The organism is Rhodoglobus sp. GW821-FHT12B09, assembly GCF_058809925.1.
This window is the reverse complement of record NZ_JBXATB010000010.1, coordinates 92,115-107,354: the sequence shown is the minus strand read 5'-3', so window position 1 is coordinate 107,354 and position 15,240 is coordinate 92,115. Positions and strand designations below refer to the sequence as shown.

Sequence of the window (15,240 nt, the reverse complement as noted above, 5' to 3'; positions counted from 1 at the left end):
GCGCGGGCGCGCGGGCGGCTAGCCCGCGGAGACGCCGAAGAGGAGGCCGAGGAGGTACGTGGCGCCGGCCGCGCCGAAGCCGATCGCGAGCTGCCGCAGCGCCCGCTTCAGCGGCGAGGTGCCCGAGAGCAGTCCGACGACGGAGCCGGTCGCGAGCAGCGCGAGGCCCACGAGCACGGCCGCGATGAAGACGGCCGTCAGCCCCTGGGCGCCGAACAGGTACGGCAGCACCGGGATGATCGCCCCCGACGCGAAGAAGAAGAAGCTCGAGACCGCGGCGCCGAGTGCACTGCCGACGCTCTCGTGGGCGGCCGGATCGGCCTGCGCCATCTGCTGCCTGCCGGAGAGGATGTCGGCGGCGTGCGCCTCGGCGTCCTCGACCGACATGCCGCGGGCGCGATACACGAGGGCCAGCTCGTTCGCGTTGACGTCGAGGGCCGCGACCGACTCGCTGCCGTTCGCGTTGGGGGTCGTGGCATCCAGGAGCTCGCGCTGGGAGCGCACCGAGACGAACTCGCCCGCGCCCATCGACAGTGCGCCCGCGAGCAGCCCGGCGATGCCGGTGAGGAGGACGATGCGGGTGTCGATGCCGGAGGCGCTCACGCCGAGCACGAGCGCCAGGTTCGACACGAGGCCGTCGTTCGCGCCGAACACCGCGGCGCGGAAGGTGCCGGAGAGCCGCTGCCGCCCGCGGGCCGCCAGCGCGCGGACCACCTCCTCGTGGATGCGCTCGTCCGCCGCCATCGTGTCGGTCGCGTCGGCGTCGGCCTCGTACGGCGAGCGGGACTCCGCGCGCTGTGCGAGCGCGAGCACGAACACGGAGCCGAAGCGGCGCGCGAGGAATCCGAGGACGGCGGTGCGGGCATCCCGCCGCGGCCTGCCCACCCGGTCGCCGAGCAGATCGAGCCAGTGCTGCTCGTGGCGCCCCTCGGCGTCGGCGAGCGCGAGCAGTATCTCGCGCTCCTCGCCCGTGCGCCGCGCGGCCAGGTCGCGGTAGACCGAGGCCTCCGCGCGCTCGGCCGCGAGGTGCTTGCGCCAGCGGCGCAGGTCGGCGGGCGAGGGCTCCCGCACTAGAAGCCGACTGCCCGGATGCCCCAGCCCGCGTTCCACGTCGACCCGGGCTCCACCCAGGCCATCCCGAGGCCGGAGTTGAGCGCGTCGGGCGCCGCCGTCATGGGCTCGATCGCGGCAGCGAGCCCAGGGCCGGAGAGCGTGGGGTACTCGGTAGTCGTGAACACCTGCACGTAGGGGTGGTCCTCGTCCTGCACGAGCTGCACCTCCCGGCCGTCGGGCGCGCGCAGCGAGGCGGCGACCCCGTCCACGGTGACGACGGAGCCGAACGCGGTGTCGAGCTCGAGGCCGCCGAGCGGGACCCCCTGGCGCAGGTCGTACTTGGTGCCGTCGACCGGCAGCTCGCCGTGCGGCAGGAGCCGGTCATCCACGTCGAAATAGGTCGACGCGTGCACGGTGAGCACGAGCTCTTCCGCGGGCACGTCGCCGATCGTGAGGAACGGGTGGGCGCCGCTGGCCACCGGGGCCTTCACGGCGGAGAGGTTGTGCACGTCGTGGGTGACGCTCAGGCCGCCCTCCACGAGCTCGTACCGCACGCTCGTCTCAAGGTGGAACGGGTAGCCGTGCTGCGGGAAGACCGTCGCGGCGAGGGTCACGCTCGACTCGGTCCGCTCGATCAGGCGGTAGCCGGCGAACCGCAGCAGCCCGTGGATCGCGTTGTGACGGGCCGGCTCGGTGAGGTCGAGCTGCTGAACGGCGCCGTCCAGGGTCCAGACGCCGTCGGCGACGCGGTTGGGCCAGGGCATGAGGATGATGCCGGAGGCGAAGGGCGTCAGCATCCCGTCCGGGTAGGACTGCACGAGCTCGACTCCGCCCACGGTGTACCCGCGAAGGGCCGCGGCGACCTCCGCGATGGTGGCTGAGGCGTTGCCGCGGGTGATGGTGTACTGCACGCCGGTGGGCTCGATGGGGCTGGTCACGCGTCAACCCTATCGACAGCCAGCCCCGCCGCCGCGAGCTCGGCGAGCGCGCCCGCCGGTGCCTCCCCCGCGGTCACGAGCGAGTCGAACCGGTCGAGCCCGCCGATCACCGCGAGGTCGATCCGGCCGGCCTTGGTGCCGTCCGCGATGAGCACGCGACGCTTGGCGCGGGCGAGCACGCGGGTCTTGATCTCCGCCTCGGGCAGGTTCACGTTGGTGACGCCGCCGGTGGGGTGGATGCCGTTGCAGCCGATGAACGCGACATCCAGGTGCAGCGACTCGAGCATGGGAACGGCGAACGGGCTCACGAGCGAGTGCTGCAGCGGACGCAGTGTGCCCCCCGTGACGATCACCGTGATGCGCGGCAGCGCGGGCTCGAGGGCGAGGGCGATCGTGAGCCCGCAGGTGACGACCGTGACGTCGTGCAGGTCCTGCCGCTCGACGAGGGCGTGCGCGAGGGCCATCGCCGTGCTCCCGGCGTCGACGTAGACGGCCTGCCCCGGGGCGACGAGCCGCGCGGCGGCGCGTCCGATCGCGCGCTTGGCCGCGGCATCCCGGTCCAGAGACGACTCGAGGGATGACTCGGCGCCGATCACGACCGGCATCGCCCCGCCGTGCACCCGCACGAGCGCACCCGCGCTCTCGAGGGCGGTGAGGTCGCCGCGCACCGTGACCTCGCTCACCCCGAGCTCGAGGCTCGCGTCAGCGACGCGGAGGAAGCCGCGCTCCGCGACGAGCCGGGCCAGGAGCTGCCGCCGGGGTCCTGCGCTTACGAAATCCTTCGTATTCGAAACCTTCACTTTCGATATCGTAATGCCATGCTCACCGCCGGGATCACCAAGCACGAGACGAAGCTCGCCGACGGCCGCGACCTCGTCTACTACGACGACGCGGACACGGCCCTCGGCCCCGACCGGGCCATCGACGGCCGCGCGCTCGACCCCCGCCCCGCGACCGCGACCATGCGGCAGGACCCGCTCACCGGCGAGTGGATCTCCATTGCCGCCGCCCGGCAGAACCGCGTGTTCCTGCCGCCCGCCGACCAGGACCCGCTCGCGCCCGCGACTCCCGCCAACCCCTCCGAGGTGCCGAGCAACTACGACGTCGCCGTGTTCGAGAACCGCTCGCCGTCCTTCGGCCCGGACCTCGGCGAGCTCGACCTCTCCGGCCTCGCCCTGGGCCGCACGGCCCCCTCCCACGGCCGCTGCGAGGTCGTGTGCTTCAGCCCCGAGCACGAGGGCTCGTTCGGCTCGCTCACGACGTCCCGGGCGCGCACGGTGATCGAGGCCTGGGCCGACCGCACCGAGTTCCTCTCGGCACTGCCGGGCGTCGCGCAGGTGTTCCCCTTCGAGAACCGCGGCGAGGCCATCGGCGTCACCCTGCACCACCCGCACGGCCAGATCTACAGCTACCCCTACGTGACGCCGCGCACCCAGCGCCTGATCGAATCGCTCCGGATGCACGGCCCCACGCTCTTCGAGGACATCCTGTCGTTCGAGCGGCGGTCGGAGCGGGTGGTGCTCTCGGGCGAGCACTGGACCGCCTACGTGCCGTTCGCCGCGCGGTGGCCCCTCGAGGTGCACATGCTCCCCCACCGGCACGTGCCCGACTTCGCGGCGACCTCCCCGGAGGAGCGCGACGAGCTCTCCGGGCTCTACCTGCAGCTGCTGCGCGGCCTCGACGCCCTCTACGGCACCCCCACCCCGTACATTGCGGCGTGGCACCAGGCCCCCGTCGTGGAGTCGCGGGGGGACATCCGGCTCATGCTGCAGGTGACCTCGCCCCGCCGCGCCGAATCTAAACTGAAGTACCTCGCGGGCTCGGAGAGCGCGATGGGGGCATGGATCGGCGACATCCCACCGGAGCAGGCCGCCCAGTTCATCCGCGAAGGGATTGCACGTGTCTGACATCCGCGACGAGGTCGCTGCGGGCTTCGCAGAGATCTACGGATCCGCCCCGCTCGGCATCTGGTCGGCCCCCGGCCGGGCGAACCTGATCGGCGAGCACACCGACTACAACGAGGGCTTCGTCCTGCCGTTCGCCATCAACCGCCGCACGGTCGTCGCGCTCGGAGCGCGGGAGGACGGCGTCATCCGCGTCGCGTCCGCGTTCGCCGACGAGGTGGCCGAGATCGCGATCGCCGAGCTCTCCCCCGAGCGGCTGCGCGACTGGTCGGCCTACCCGCTCGGCGTGGCCTGGGCGCTCGGACAGCACGGCGCCGACCTCGGCGCCGTGCCCGGTGTCGATCTCTACATCGAGTCGACGGTTCCCGTGGGCGCCGGGCTGTCGTCGTCCGCCGCGATCGAGAGCGCCGTCGCGGTAGCCCTCAACGAGGTGTGGCAGCTGGGCCTCGACCGCCAGACCCTCGCGCGCGTCGGCCAGCTCGCCGAGAACAAGGCCGTCGGAGCGCCCACCGGCATCATGGACCAGTCGGCGTCGCTCCTCGGCCGCCACGACCACGCGGTGTTCCTCGACTGCCGCTCGCTCGAGTCGTCCCTCGTGGAGCTGGGCTTCGCCGCGGCCGGGCTCGAGCTGCTCGTCATCGACACCGGGGTCTCGCACGACCACGCCACCGGCGGATATGCGGCGCGGCGGGCATCCTGCGAACTGGGCGCGCGGCTGATGGGCGTCGGCTCGCTGCGCGACCTGAGCGTGGACGACCTCCCCCGTGCGCGCGAGGTGCTCGACGACGAGACGTTCCGCCGCGTGCGGCACGTGATCACCGAGAACCAGCGGGTGCTCGACACAGTGGCCGCGCTGCGCACCGAGGGCCCGCTCGCGATCGGAGGGCTGCTGGATGCCTCGCACGTCTCCATGCGCGACGACTTCGAGATCAGCGTGCCGGAGCTCGACCTCGCCGTCGAGACCGCCCAGGCCAACAGCGCGATCGGTGCCCGGATGACCGGCGGCGGCTTCGGCGGAGCGGCGATCGCGCTCGTCCCGTCGGAGGGCGTCTCGCGCATCCAGGTCGCCATCGACGGCGCCTTCGCGGAGCACGGGTTCTCCCAGCCGACCACGTTCACGGTCACCGCGAGCGACGGGGCCGGCCGGGACTGAACCCCGCACGGCATCGTTTGCGGACAGCATCGTTGCGGAGGACGACACGCCGCCGGAGTCCAGCGCCGCGCGCCCCACACGGCGCGCCGTCCTCCGCAACGGACTCCGCCCGGGGTTGCGCGCGGGGTTGCGCGCCCGGGGCTAGTAGCCTCCGAACACCTTCAGCACGAACCAGACCGCGAGCGCGACAGCCACAACGCTCCCCACTCCGACCCAGAGTCTCGCCCAGGGGAACCGCTTCCGTGCACTCACGTGACCAGCGTATTGGTATCTTCAACCCATGAGGCTCATTCACGTCGCGGCAGTGCTCACCGTCCTCGCCCTCAGCGGCTGCGGGGTGATGCCCGTGCCCGGTGCCTCGGGCACGCCCAGCGGCACCCCCTCGCCATCACCGTCGCCGACCAGCACGGAGCCCACCCCGGCGCCGACCGCCTCGGGAGATGTGCTGTTCACGATCTCGGCGACCCTCACCTCCCCCGTCGGCGCGGTCGCCCACCTCGAGCAGGTCGTCTATGCACCCGTCTCGACGCTCGAAGACGTGACCGCAGTGACCGCCCAGCTCGACGAGGAGTGCGACGGCTGGCGCAGCCGCTTCCCCGGCGGCGACTTCGTCGTGAGCTCCGTCACGGCCACCGACCTCTCCACGGGCGGCAAGAAGTGGGCTCCGAGCGGGCAGGTCGTCGTCAGTATGGCCGGCACGTCCGTCTGGCAGGGCGACTACACGGCGTTCCAGTCGTACTGCTCGAGCGTGCAGGTGCTCGTGCCCGGCGCGATCCGCGGCGTCACCCCGGTGGGAGCCGCCCCCGATTCCGCCGAGGGCTGGGCGACCCTGACCTACGGCTTCGGCGTCGCGACGGAGCCGGGCACGGACGCCACGGACTCCCGCTACCCGCAGCTGAGCGACTGCACGATCACCGTCAGCCCGGCCGCCCGCGCGCTGAGCGACCGCGCGTCCTCATGGACCAGCGCACTGCTCGCGCGCCCCGGCGCGTGCGAGCTCAACACCCCGGGGGTCTAGAGCCGCTCGGCCGCGTCGACCACGTTCTTCAGCAGCATCGCGCGCGTCATCGGCCCGACTCCGCCCGGCACGGGCGAGAGGTATCCCGCGACCTCGGACGCCCCGGGATCGACGTCGCCGACGAGTCTGGCCTTGCCGGTCTCCGGGTTCACCACCCGGGTGATTCCCACATCGAGAACCGCTGCGCCCGGCTTGATCCAGGACGGCTGGATGAGGCCCGCCACCCCGACCGCCGCGACGAGGATGTCCGCCCGGCGGACGTAGCTCTCGAGGTCCTCGGTGCGGGAGTGGGTGAGCGTGACGGTGGCGTCGAGCCCCTTGCGCGTGAGCAGCAGGCCGAGCGGGCGCCCGACCGTCAGACCGCGACCGACGACCACGACGTGCTTCCCCGAGATCGGCACGTCGTAGCGCTGCAGCATCTCGACGATCCCGGCAGGGGTGCACGGCAGCGGGGAGGTGATCTCGCCGCCGACGCCGAGCACGAGACGGCCGAGGTTCGTGGGGTGGAGTCCGTCGGCATCCTTGTCCGGGTCCATCAGCTCGAGCATCGCGTTCTCGTCGAGCCCCGCCGGCAGCGGCAGCTGGACGATGTAGCCCGTAACCGCCGGGTTCGCGTTGAGCTCCGCAATCGCTGCGCGAACATCGTCGGCGGATGCCTCGGCCGGCAGGTCCACGCGGATCGACTCGATCCCGACCTCGGCGCAGTCGCGGTGCTTGCCCGCCACGTACGAGAGGGAGCCGGGGTCGCTGCCGACAAGGAGGGTGCCGAGTCCCGGCACGACCCCGCGGGCCTTGAGCGCGGCGATGCGGCCGCGCAGCTCGTCCTTGACGGCGGTCGCGGTGGCGACGCCGTCGAGTGTCGTTGCGGTCATGACTTCTCCGATCTTCAGCTGGTTGAGTAGGCCGCCCGCGGCCGTATCGAAACCTCGCAGTCGAGCAACCGGTTTCGATACAGGCGCTAGAGCGCCTTACTCAGCCCACTTTCCGGGCGACTCGAGACCCGGGTAGAGCGGGTAGCCGTCCGTGAGCTTCAGGACACGGGCGCGGAGGGCCGCGACATCCGGGCTCGGTTTGAGGGCCGTGGCGATGATGTCGGCGACCTCCGTGAACTCGGCGTCGCCGAACCCGCGGGTGGCGAGGGCCGGCGTGCCGATGCGCACACCGGAGGGCGTCATCGGGGGGCGCGGGTCGAACGGCACGGCGTTGCGGTTGACGGTGATGCCGACCGAGTGCAGCACATCCTCGGCGTCCTGGCCGTGGATCGCGGCCTTGCGCAGGTCGACGAGCACCAGGTGCACGTCGGTGCCGCCGGTCAGCACGTCGATGCCGTGCTCGACGGCGTCGGCGGCGGTGAGGCGCTCGGCAAGGATCTTCGCGCCGCGGATGGTGCGCTCCTGGCGGTCCTTGAACTCGGGCTCGCCGGCGAGCTTGAACGCGGTCGCCTTGGCGGCGATGACGTGCATGAGCGGCCCGCCCTGCTGGCCGGGGAACACGTTCGAGTTGATCTTCTTCTGCAGCTCGAGGTCGTTGGTGAGGATGAAGCCCGAGCGCGGGCCGCCGATGGTCTTGTGCACCGTGGACGACGTGACGTGCGCGTGCGGCACGGGCGAGGGGTGCAGCCCGGCGGCGACGAGACCGGCGAAGTGCGCCATGTCGACCCAGAGCTTCGCACCGACCTCGTCGGCGATCGCGCGGAACGCCTCGAAGTCGAGCTGGCGCGGGTAGGCCGACCAGCCCGCGATGAGCACGTGCGGCTTCACCTCGAGGGCCTTCTGGCGCACGACGTCCATGTCGACCAGGAACGTGTCCGGGTCGACGCCGTAGGCGTGCGCCTCGTACAGCTTGCCGGAGAAGTTGAGCCGCATGCCGTGGGTGAGGTGCCCGCCGTGCGCGAGCTCGAGCCCGAGAATCCGGTCGCCGGGCTCGGCGATGGCGGAGAGGACGGCGGCGTTGGCGGAGGCGCCGGAGTGCGGCTGCACGTTCGCGTAGGCCGCACCGAACAGGTCCTTCGCGCGCGAGATCGCGAGCGACTCGGCGATGTCGACGAACTCGCAGCCGCCGTAGTAGCGGCGGCCGGGGTATCCCTCGGCGTACTTGTTGGTGAGCACCGAGCCCTGGGACTCGAGGACGGCGCGCGGCACGAAGTTCTCGGACGCGATCATCTCGAGCGTTCCGCGCTGGCGGCCTAGCTCCTGCTCGAGAACCTTGGCGATCTCGGGATCGACCTCAGACAGCGGGGAATTGAACGTAGACGACACTGGCGGCTCCTCAACACACTCAACGGATAGGACTAACGGTATCCGGTGGGCCCAGGCGTACGGCCCACTCGAGGTGGAGATTGCCGCTCCCCGATGGTTGCCCATCTCAACGCCAGTCGCGACGTCAACAGTGTATCTGGCAGAATGGGCGAATAGTTAGTTAGGACTCCTGACAAAATGAAGGCCCCATGACCTCCGTGATCCCCGCCCCCGCGTCCATGACCGTGCACGAGGGGTGGCGCGACCTCGTGGACGCCGACGTCTCCCTCGGTCACGGGGCGCCCGAGAGCTACACCCTCGAGATCGACGGCGCGGGCATCCGGATCTCCGCGGGCGACGACGCGGGTGCCTTCTTCGCCCGGCAGACCCTGCGCCAGCTCACGGTCGACGGCCGCGTTCCGTTCGTGAGCATCGACGACCGCCCGCGCTTCGCCTACCGCGGCGCCATGCTCGACGTCGCGCGCCACTTCTTCGGCGTCGAGGACGTCAAGCGCTACATCGACGACATCGCGCTGCTCAAGGTCAACCACCTGCACCTGCACCTCACCGACGACCAGGGCTGGCGCCTCCAGATCGACTCCTGGCCCGAGCTCACGAAGTCGGGGGCGACCACCGAGATCGGAGGGGGCGGCGGCGGCTTCTACTCGAAGGCGGACTACCAGGAGATCGTCGACTACGCCGCGTCGAGGTTCATCACCGTCGTGCCCGAGATCGACATGCCGGGCCACACGAACGCCGCATCGGTCGCCTACCCCGAGCTCAGCGACATCCCGGCCACCCCATACGAGGGCATCGAGGTCGGGTTCAGCTCGCTCGCGATCCGCAGCGAGAAGACGTACGAGTTCGTGGATGACGTCGTGCGCGAGCTCGCCGCGATGACCCCGGGCCCGTACCTGCACCTGGGGGGCGACGAGTCACTGTCCACCACGGACGAGGACTTCCTCTACTTCATCGGCCGTGCCACCGCCATCGCGGCCCGGCACGGCAAGACGCTCATCGGCTGGCACGAGATGGGCCGCAGCACCGAGCTGCCCGCGGGCACGATCGGGCAGTACTGGAGCTACACCACCCCGCAGGACGGCGCCGCCGAGCACACCCTCTCGTTCGTAGAGCAGGGCGGCCAGGTGATCATGTCGCCGGCGAACGCCGCCTACCTCGACCAGAAGTACGACGCGCTCACCGAGCTGGGGCTGGAGTGGGCCGGGCCGACGTCGATCCCGCAGTCCTACGACTGGGATCCGGCCGCGATCATCCCTGGGCTCGAGGAGTCGCAGATCCTCGGCGTCGAGGCGCCGATGTGGACGGAGACGCTCGCCGACATCCGGGACGTCGAGTACCTGGCGTTTCCGCGCATCGCCTCGATCGCCGAGATCGCGTGGTCGCCGGCCGGCCCGCGCGACTTCGCCGAGTTCTCGCCTCGGCTCGACCGCTTCGTGGCGCTGCTCGACGAACTGGGCGTGAAGCACTACCTCGGCCTCCCCGGGCAGAACTAGGGCGCGCGGCGCCCGCCGGGCCCGCCGCGCCCGCGGCCCCGCGGGCCCGCGGCCCCGTTCGCCCATGCGGCCCCGTTCGCCCCGCGGCCCCGTTCGCCCATGCGGAGGTTTCGACCCGATGCGGATGTTTCGGCGCGCGCATGGTGTCGAAACCTCCGCATGGGCGGGTGGCACTGTGCCCTCCGCATGGGCGGGTGGCACTAGTGCAGGCGGTACGCCCGTCGCGCGAGCCACGCGTTCGCGAAGATCACGAGCGCGAGGCCAACTACGGTGATCCCGATGTCGAACAGGGGCAGTGAGGCCACACCCACGGTGTCGAGCACCAGGCCGCCGAGGAGCGCCCCCATCCCGATCGCGAAGTTGAAGGACGTCGTGAAATAGGATGCCGCGACGTCGCGCACGCGCACCGACGCCGTGTGCAGCATCCGCGCCTGCAGCAGGCTCGGGAGCGCCCCGAACGCCGCACCCCACACCCCCACGGCCACGAGCGCGATCCACTCGACGTGCATGAACAGGGCGATGGCGCTCACTGCAACCAGCACGATGCTGATCGCGCCCACCATCGCGCCGCGAGGGAACTTGTCGCCGAGCGTCCCGGCCAGGACGAGCCCGATGGCGCCCGCACCGCCGTAGAGGAAGAGCACGCCCGCGACGGCGCTCGGGTCGATGCCCACCGGGCCGATGAGGAACGGCGCGATGTACGTGTAGAAGAGGTTGTGCCCGAGGGCGACGAGCACCACGATCACGCCGACGATGATGACGCCGGGCACGGTCGGGTCCTTGCGCATCGGGAGCGGGATCTCGCCCGTCGCGAGGTCCTCGCCGTGGCGCACGGCGGGCAGCAGCTTCGCCGTCACGATGGTGAGCACGAGCACCGCTCCGGCGAGGATGCCGAACGCGAGCCGCCAGCCCAGCGAGTGGCCGAGGGCGGTGCCGAGGGGCACGCCGAGCACGAACGCCGCCGTGCCGCCGCCGCCCGTGATCGAGATCGCGCGCGCGAGCTGGTGCTTGGGCACGAGGTGCGCCGAGTAGGCGCCGACCACCGACCAGAAGAGCCCGTGCGCGAGTCCGCCGATCACGCGGGCGACGACGAGCACCTCGTAGGTCGGCGCCACGGCCGCGAGCACGTTGCCGAGGATGAAGACCACGAGCACGACGAGGACGAGCGACTTGCGCGAGTACCGGCGGGTGAGCACGGCGAGCGGCGTGGCGGTGAGCACGACCGTGCCCGCGAAGACGGTGACGAGGATGCCGACCTGCGACTCGGAGACCTTCAGCTGCTCCGCGATCTCGGGCAGCAGCCCGGTCGGCAGGAACTCGCTCGTGACCATCATGAAGATGAGGGCGGAGAGGGTGAAGAGACCCACCCACGGGAAAGGCTTGGCAGTAGTGACTGGCGCGTCCATGAGGACGGTTGTTCCGTTCGATCTGTGCGGCGTGCGTCGCCAGCGGGACGGCGCGGGCCATGCGCGGTCGCCATCAAGCCTAGGCCCTACGCTGGTTGCGTGACCGAAGCCTCCACACACTGGATCCTCACCCTCGTCTGCGAGGACAGGCCCGGCATCGTGCACGCCGTCTCCGGCGCGATCGTGGAGGCCGCCGGCAACATCACCGAGTCGCAGCAGTTCTCCAGTGACGACACGGGGCGCTTCTTCATGCGCCTCCAGGTCGAGTCCGCGGCATCCCGCGACGCCTTCGAAGCCGCCCTCGCCCCGGTGACCGCGAGGTACGGGATGACCTGGGAGCTGGACGTCGTCGGCCGCCCCCTGCGCACCCTCGTGCTGGTGTCGAAGGCAGGGCACTGCCTCAACGACCTGCTCTACCGCGAGCGCGCGGACCAGCTCTCGGTCGACATGCCCCTCGTGCTCAGCAACCACCCCGACCTGTCGGGCCTCGCCGAGTTCTACGACGTGCCGTTCGAGGCGCACCACGTGACGAGCCCGGGCCAGAAGCTCGCCTTCGAGCAGCGCGTGCTCGAGGTGGTGGAGGAGCACGACATCGAGCTCGTGGTGCTGGCGCGCTACATGCAGATCCTCTCCCCCGAGCTCTGCGCGGCCCTCGAGGGCAGGGTGATCAACATCCACCACTCCTTCCTCCCCGGCTTCAAGGGCGCGAACCCCTACAAGCAGGCGCACGCGCGCGGTGTGAAGCTCATCGGCGCCACGGCGCACTTCGTCACGAGCGACCTCGACGAGGGCCCGATCATCGAGCAGAACGTGGTGCGCGTCGACCACTCGCGCAGCTGGCAGGAGCTGGTCGCGATCGGCCAGGACGAGGAGTCCCGCACCCTCACGCAGGCGGTGAAGTGGTTCGCCGAGCGACGCGTGCTGCTGGACGGCGCCCGCACGATCATCTTCAAATAGCGGGATGCCGCCGCTGCGGCCCCGCCAATAGACTGAGCTACCCCTTCCCCCACAGCTCGGACAAGCCCGTGACCGTTCTGCCCCGCGTCGCCGCTGCCCTCGGCGTTCTCGCGCTCGGGCTGGGCGGGGCGCTCGCGGTGGCGTCTCCCGCGGCAGCGGCCACGATCACGGTCACCGACCCGGGCTTCAGCGGACCGGGCACCCTGCAGCAGGCGATCCTCGACGCCAACGCCGCACCGGGCAGCGAGATCACCTTCGCGCTCCCGGGCGCCGCACCGTGGACCATCGACATCCCCGACACCGATCCGCTCCCCTCGATCAGCGAGTCGACGACGATCACGGGGCCGGGCTCGGCGTCGCTCACCATCCACAACTCGGGCACGACGATCACGGGCCTCGCCGCTGACGGCTGCACCGACCCGGTCACGAGCGTCACGATCAGCGGCCTCACCGTCGATGCCTTCGTGTCGAGCGGCATCGAATTCGTGTGCGTCGACCTCGACGCCTCCGACCTGCTGCTGACGGACAACGGCGGCAGCGGGATGCTCTACCAGAGCGGCGTCTCGCACACCGCGACCCTGGCTGACATCGTCGCCACCGGTAACGCCAACGGGCTCTCGCTCTCGGCGAGCGACGCCAGCACGATCTCGGCCACCGGGCTGCAGGTCGACTCGAGCACGTTCACCGGAGTGTTCGCCGACGCGAGCGGAGGGGCATCCATCGATATCGGCTCGTCCGACTCCTCGGACAACGGCCAGTACGGGTTCCAGCTGGCCTCCTCGGGGACGGGCACCTCCGCGGTGCTGCACGACTCGACGGCCGCGGGGAACTCCGACGTCGGCGTGCAGCTCAACTCGAACAACGGGGCACAGGTCGAGGTTAACCGGGTCACCGCGAGCGCGAACGTGCCGGGCAACGTCGTGGGGCAGGCCAACAGCGCCACGATCGCCGTGACCGACTCGACCGCCGACGACTCCCCCGCCGGCGGCGGCTTCGGGTTCGACGTGCTGGGCGGCGGCACGCTGCTCCTCACCGGGTCCTCCGCCTCGCGCAACGCCGACGGCGGCGCCGGAGCGAGCTCGGTCGCCAGCACGATCGCGGTCAGCGGGTCGACGTTCGACGACAACGGGCGCGCCGACCTCGGCGGAGGGCTGCTGCTCTACGGCGAGTCGAGCTCGACGATCACCGTCGACACCACCACGGCCACGAACAACGTCGCGGGGGCGGGCGGCGGCATCGCAGCCCTCCTCGATAGCGACAGCACCCTCGACATCACCTCGTCGACCGTGTCCGGCAACACCGTCACGGGCGGGTGCGGCTGCGGCAGCACGGCGGTGGGCGGCGGGCTGTTCATCGCGGGCGTGAACGGCGCCAACGGCCGCTTCACCCTCACCGACAGCCAGGTCACGGGCAACGAGGCTGACAACGACGGCGCGGGCATCTACTTCTACGAGCTCGGTCACGACACCCTCACGGCGGCGGTGGGCGAGACCGGCGGCTCCACAGTGCTGCGGACCACGATCGACGACAACCACACCACGAGCGGCAACGGGGGCGGCGTCTACGTCGACAACTGGTCGTGGAAGACCGGCGGCTCCGGGGTCGTCCCGGCCATCACGTTCGACAGGTCCACCATCTCGAACAACACCGCCGTCCTGGGCGCCGGCATCTACGCCGACAAGAACACCGACAACAACCCGGACACGGGCATCCTGCTCCTCACCGAGTCGACGCTGTCGGGCAACGACGGAGCTGCGGTGGGCGCCATCGTGTTCGCCGCGGCGTTCGACGACGGCAGCGTCCAGGTCTCGCACTCGACGGTGGCGGGCAATACGGGCGGCATCTCCGGCGGCCTGCTGGCGATCAGCCTCGGGGAGGTCGTGCTCGACCACGCGATCCTCGCGGACAACGGCGCCCTCGACCTCGCCCTCTTCGGCGCGACCCTCACCTCCCGCTGGAGCCTCGTCGAGAGCGACGGCGGCGCGATCACCTCCGGCACGGGCAACATCGTCGGGGCCGACCCGAAGCTCGGGCCCCTCGCCAACAACGGCGGCACCACGAAGACGATGCTCATCGCCCCCGGCTCCCCCGCCTACAACGCCGGCAACCCCGCCTTCACCGGTGCGGGGCTCCTCGACCAGCGCGGCCAGGCCCGCGTGTACCAGGTCGTCGACCTCGGCGCGGTCGAGTGGCAGCCCGCGCTCGCGAACACGGGCACGGAGCTCACCCCCGGCCCGCCGCTCATCGCGTTCCTGCTGCTGTTCAGCGGGCTCGCGATGGTCGCGTTCTCGCGGCTGCGCTCACTCGCCTGATACCGCGGCGCGAGCCCGCGCCACGAGCGACGGATCTGTCTCGTCCCACTCCATCGACCCCTCGGCCGTGCCGGAGCCGATCGAGAACCCGCCCGGCGTGCTGCGGACCCGCTTCGCCGACAGGTGCACCGCGTCCACCCCGGTCGCGGCGAGGTCCGCGATCGACTCGACGGTCACGCCGCCTCCCGCCATGACCTCGATCCGGCCGTCGGCGGCCTCGACGAGGGCGCGCAGGGCGGGCATCCCGTCGACGGCGCGGGATGCCCCGCCCGAGGTGAGGATCCGGCGCACTCCGGCGGCCGCCAGCTCGGCGACGCCCGCCACCGGGTCGGCGAGCAGATCGACGGCGCGGTGGAACGTCACCTCCGTGCCGGCTGCAGCGTCGACGAGCCGCTCGAGCGCCGCCGCGTCGACGGCACCGCCCCGCAGCGCACCGACGACCACTCCCGCGGCGCCGGCGGCGACCGCGCGCCGCACGTCGGCGACCATCACGCGCACTTCGTCCTCGCTGTAGCCGAAGTCGCCCGGGCGGGGGCGCACGAGCACGTGCACGGGGAGGTCTCCGGCCGCCTCCAGCGCCAGCTCGAGCAACCCCGCCGAGGGCGTGAGGCCGCCCAGCGCGAGAGCTGAGCACAGTTCGACGCGGTCGACTCCGGCCCGGGCCGCGAACGTGGTTCCCGCGACATCCTGCACGGCGATTTCCAGCTTCATCCTGCCCACGCTAGCGCGGGCTGCCGCCTAGGGTTGT

13 protein-coding genes and 1 riboswitch are annotated in these 15,240 nt (G+C 71.4%); of the genes, 6 read left to right on the top strand and 7 right to left on the bottom strand.

Annotated elements, in window-relative coordinates; genetic code table 11:
- Nucleotides 1-18: 18 nt before the first annotated feature.
- The 3 genes from AC1RTC_RS15780 to AC1RTC_RS15770 are packed head-to-tail and all read right to left on the bottom strand — an operon-like array spanning nt 19 to nt 2,791.
- Nucleotides 19-1,110: a VIT1/CCC1 transporter family protein gene (locus AC1RTC_RS15780; protein WP_493157329.1), complete on the bottom strand. Its 1,092-nt coding sequence runs from the start codon at nt 1,108-1,110 to the stop codon at nt 19-21.
- A complete protein-coding gene (locus tag AC1RTC_RS15775; protein WP_493157327.1) occupies nt 1,071-1,991 on the bottom strand; it encodes an aldose 1-epimerase family protein in 921 nt (306 codons plus the stop codon). The genes AC1RTC_RS15780 and AC1RTC_RS15775 overlap by 40 nt, the downstream gene beginning before the upstream one ends.
- Entirely contained in the window at nt 1,988-2,791 is an 804-nt protein-coding gene (locus AC1RTC_RS15770) for a DeoR/GlpR family DNA-binding transcription regulator (protein WP_493157325.1), read from the bottom strand. The genes AC1RTC_RS15775 and AC1RTC_RS15770 overlap by 4 nt, the downstream gene beginning before the upstream one ends.
- 18 nt (nt 2,792-2,809) lie before the next feature.
- On the opposite strand from AC1RTC_RS15770, the gene galT reads away from it, so the two are divergent.
- The 3 genes from galT (at nt 2,810) to AC1RTC_RS15755 (ending at nt 6,066) form a co-directional block, all read left to right on the top strand.
- Nucleotides 2,810-3,898 carry a galactose-1-phosphate uridylyltransferase gene (gene galT / locus AC1RTC_RS15765; RefSeq protein ID WP_493157323.1) on the top strand — a complete coding sequence of 363 codons (1,089 nt, stop codon included), beginning with the start codon at nt 2,810-2,812 and terminating at the stop codon, nt 3,896-3,898.
- Nucleotides 3,891-5,048, top strand: a complete 1,158-nt coding sequence (gene galK, locus AC1RTC_RS15760; RefSeq protein ID WP_493157321.1) for a galactokinase — start codon at nt 3,891-3,893, stop codon at nt 5,046-5,048. Before galT ends, galK begins: the two co-directional genes overlap by 8 nt.
- A gap of 280 nt (nt 5,049-5,328) precedes the next feature.
- Nucleotides 5,329-6,066, top strand: coding sequence for a hypothetical protein (locus AC1RTC_RS15755; RefSeq protein WP_493157319.1), 738 nt, complete (start codon nt 5,329-5,331; stop codon nt 6,064-6,066).
- On the opposite strand, the gene AC1RTC_RS15750 is transcribed toward AC1RTC_RS15755, so the two are convergent.
- The gene (locus AC1RTC_RS15750) at nt 6,063-6,938 is read right to left on the bottom strand and encodes a bifunctional methylenetetrahydrofolate dehydrogenase/methenyltetrahydrofolate cyclohydrolase (protein WP_493157318.1); all 876 of its coding nucleotides are present in this window, start codon (nt 6,936-6,938) and stop codon (nt 6,063-6,065) included. The genes AC1RTC_RS15755 and AC1RTC_RS15750 overlap by 4 nt on opposite strands.
- Before the next feature lie 96 nt (nt 6,939-7,034).
- Complete coding sequence (gene glyA, locus AC1RTC_RS15745; protein ID WP_493157316.1) at nt 7,035-8,324, bottom strand: serine hydroxymethyltransferase; 1,290 nt, start codon at nt 8,322-8,324, stop codon at nt 7,035-7,037.
- 42 nt (nt 8,325-8,366) lie between these two features.
- Nucleotides 8,367-8,454: riboswitch (ZMP/ZTP riboswitch) on the bottom strand.
- Between the two features lie 58 nt (nt 8,455-8,512).
- Between glyA and AC1RTC_RS15740 the strand changes: the two genes are divergently transcribed.
- Nucleotides 8,513-9,817 carry a beta-N-acetylhexosaminidase gene (locus tag AC1RTC_RS15740; protein WP_493157314.1) on the top strand — a complete coding sequence of 435 codons (1,305 nt, stop codon included), beginning with the start codon at nt 8,513-8,515 and terminating at the stop codon, nt 9,815-9,817.
- A 200-nt stretch (nt 9,818-10,017) separates the two neighbouring features.
- Here AC1RTC_RS15740 and AC1RTC_RS15735 read toward each other — a convergent pair whose 3' ends face one another.
- Nucleotides 10,018-11,223 carry an MFS transporter gene (locus tag AC1RTC_RS15735; RefSeq protein ID WP_493157312.1) on the bottom strand — a complete coding sequence of 402 codons (1,206 nt, stop codon included), beginning with the start codon at nt 11,221-11,223 and terminating at the stop codon, nt 10,018-10,020.
- A 99-nt stretch (nt 11,224-11,322) separates the two neighbouring features.
- Here AC1RTC_RS15735 and purU point away from each other — a divergent pair, with 99 nt between their 5' ends.
- Nucleotides 11,323-12,180 carry a formyltetrahydrofolate deformylase gene (gene purU / locus AC1RTC_RS15730; RefSeq protein ID WP_493157310.1) on the top strand — a complete coding sequence of 286 codons (858 nt, stop codon included), beginning with the start codon at nt 11,323-11,325 and terminating at the stop codon, nt 12,178-12,180.
- A 68-nt stretch (nt 12,181-12,248) separates the two neighbouring features.
- Nucleotides 12,249-14,492 carry a choice-of-anchor Q domain-containing protein gene (locus AC1RTC_RS15725; RefSeq protein WP_493157308.1) on the top strand — a complete coding sequence of 748 codons (2,244 nt, stop codon included), beginning with the start codon at nt 12,249-12,251 and terminating at the stop codon, nt 14,490-14,492.
- On the opposite strand, the gene AC1RTC_RS15720 is transcribed toward AC1RTC_RS15725, so the two are convergent.
- Nucleotides 14,481-15,203, bottom strand: a complete 723-nt coding sequence (locus tag AC1RTC_RS15720; RefSeq protein WP_493157306.1) for a copper homeostasis protein CutC — start codon at nt 15,201-15,203, stop codon at nt 14,481-14,483. The genes AC1RTC_RS15725 and AC1RTC_RS15720 overlap by 12 nt on opposite strands.
- Nucleotides 15,204-15,240: the final 37 nt, after the last annotated feature.

Excerpts from the sequence above, each read along its gene's own strand:
- galT (WP_493157323.1), top strand. The coding sequence starts at position 2,810 with ATGCTCACCGCCGGGATCACCAAGCACGAGACGAAGCTCGCCGACGGC.
- AC1RTC_RS15750 (WP_493157318.1), bottom strand. The coding sequence starts at position 6,938 with ATGACCGCAACGACACTCGACGGCGTCGCCACCGCGACCGCCGTCAAG.
- AC1RTC_RS15720 (WP_493157306.1), bottom strand. The coding sequence starts at position 15,203 with ATGAAGCTGGAAATCGCCGTGCAGGATGTCGCGGGAACCACGTTCGCG.
- AC1RTC_RS15755 (WP_493157319.1), top strand. The coding sequence starts at position 5,329 with ATGAGGCTCATTCACGTCGCGGCAGTGCTCACCGTCCTCGCCCTCAGC.
- AC1RTC_RS15735 (WP_493157312.1), bottom strand. The coding sequence starts at position 11,223 with ATGGACGCGCCAGTCACTACTGCCAAGCCTTTCCCGTGGGTGGGTCTC.
- AC1RTC_RS15740 (WP_493157314.1), top strand. The coding sequence starts at position 8,513 with ATGACCTCCGTGATCCCCGCCCCCGCGTCCATGACCGTGCACGAGGGG.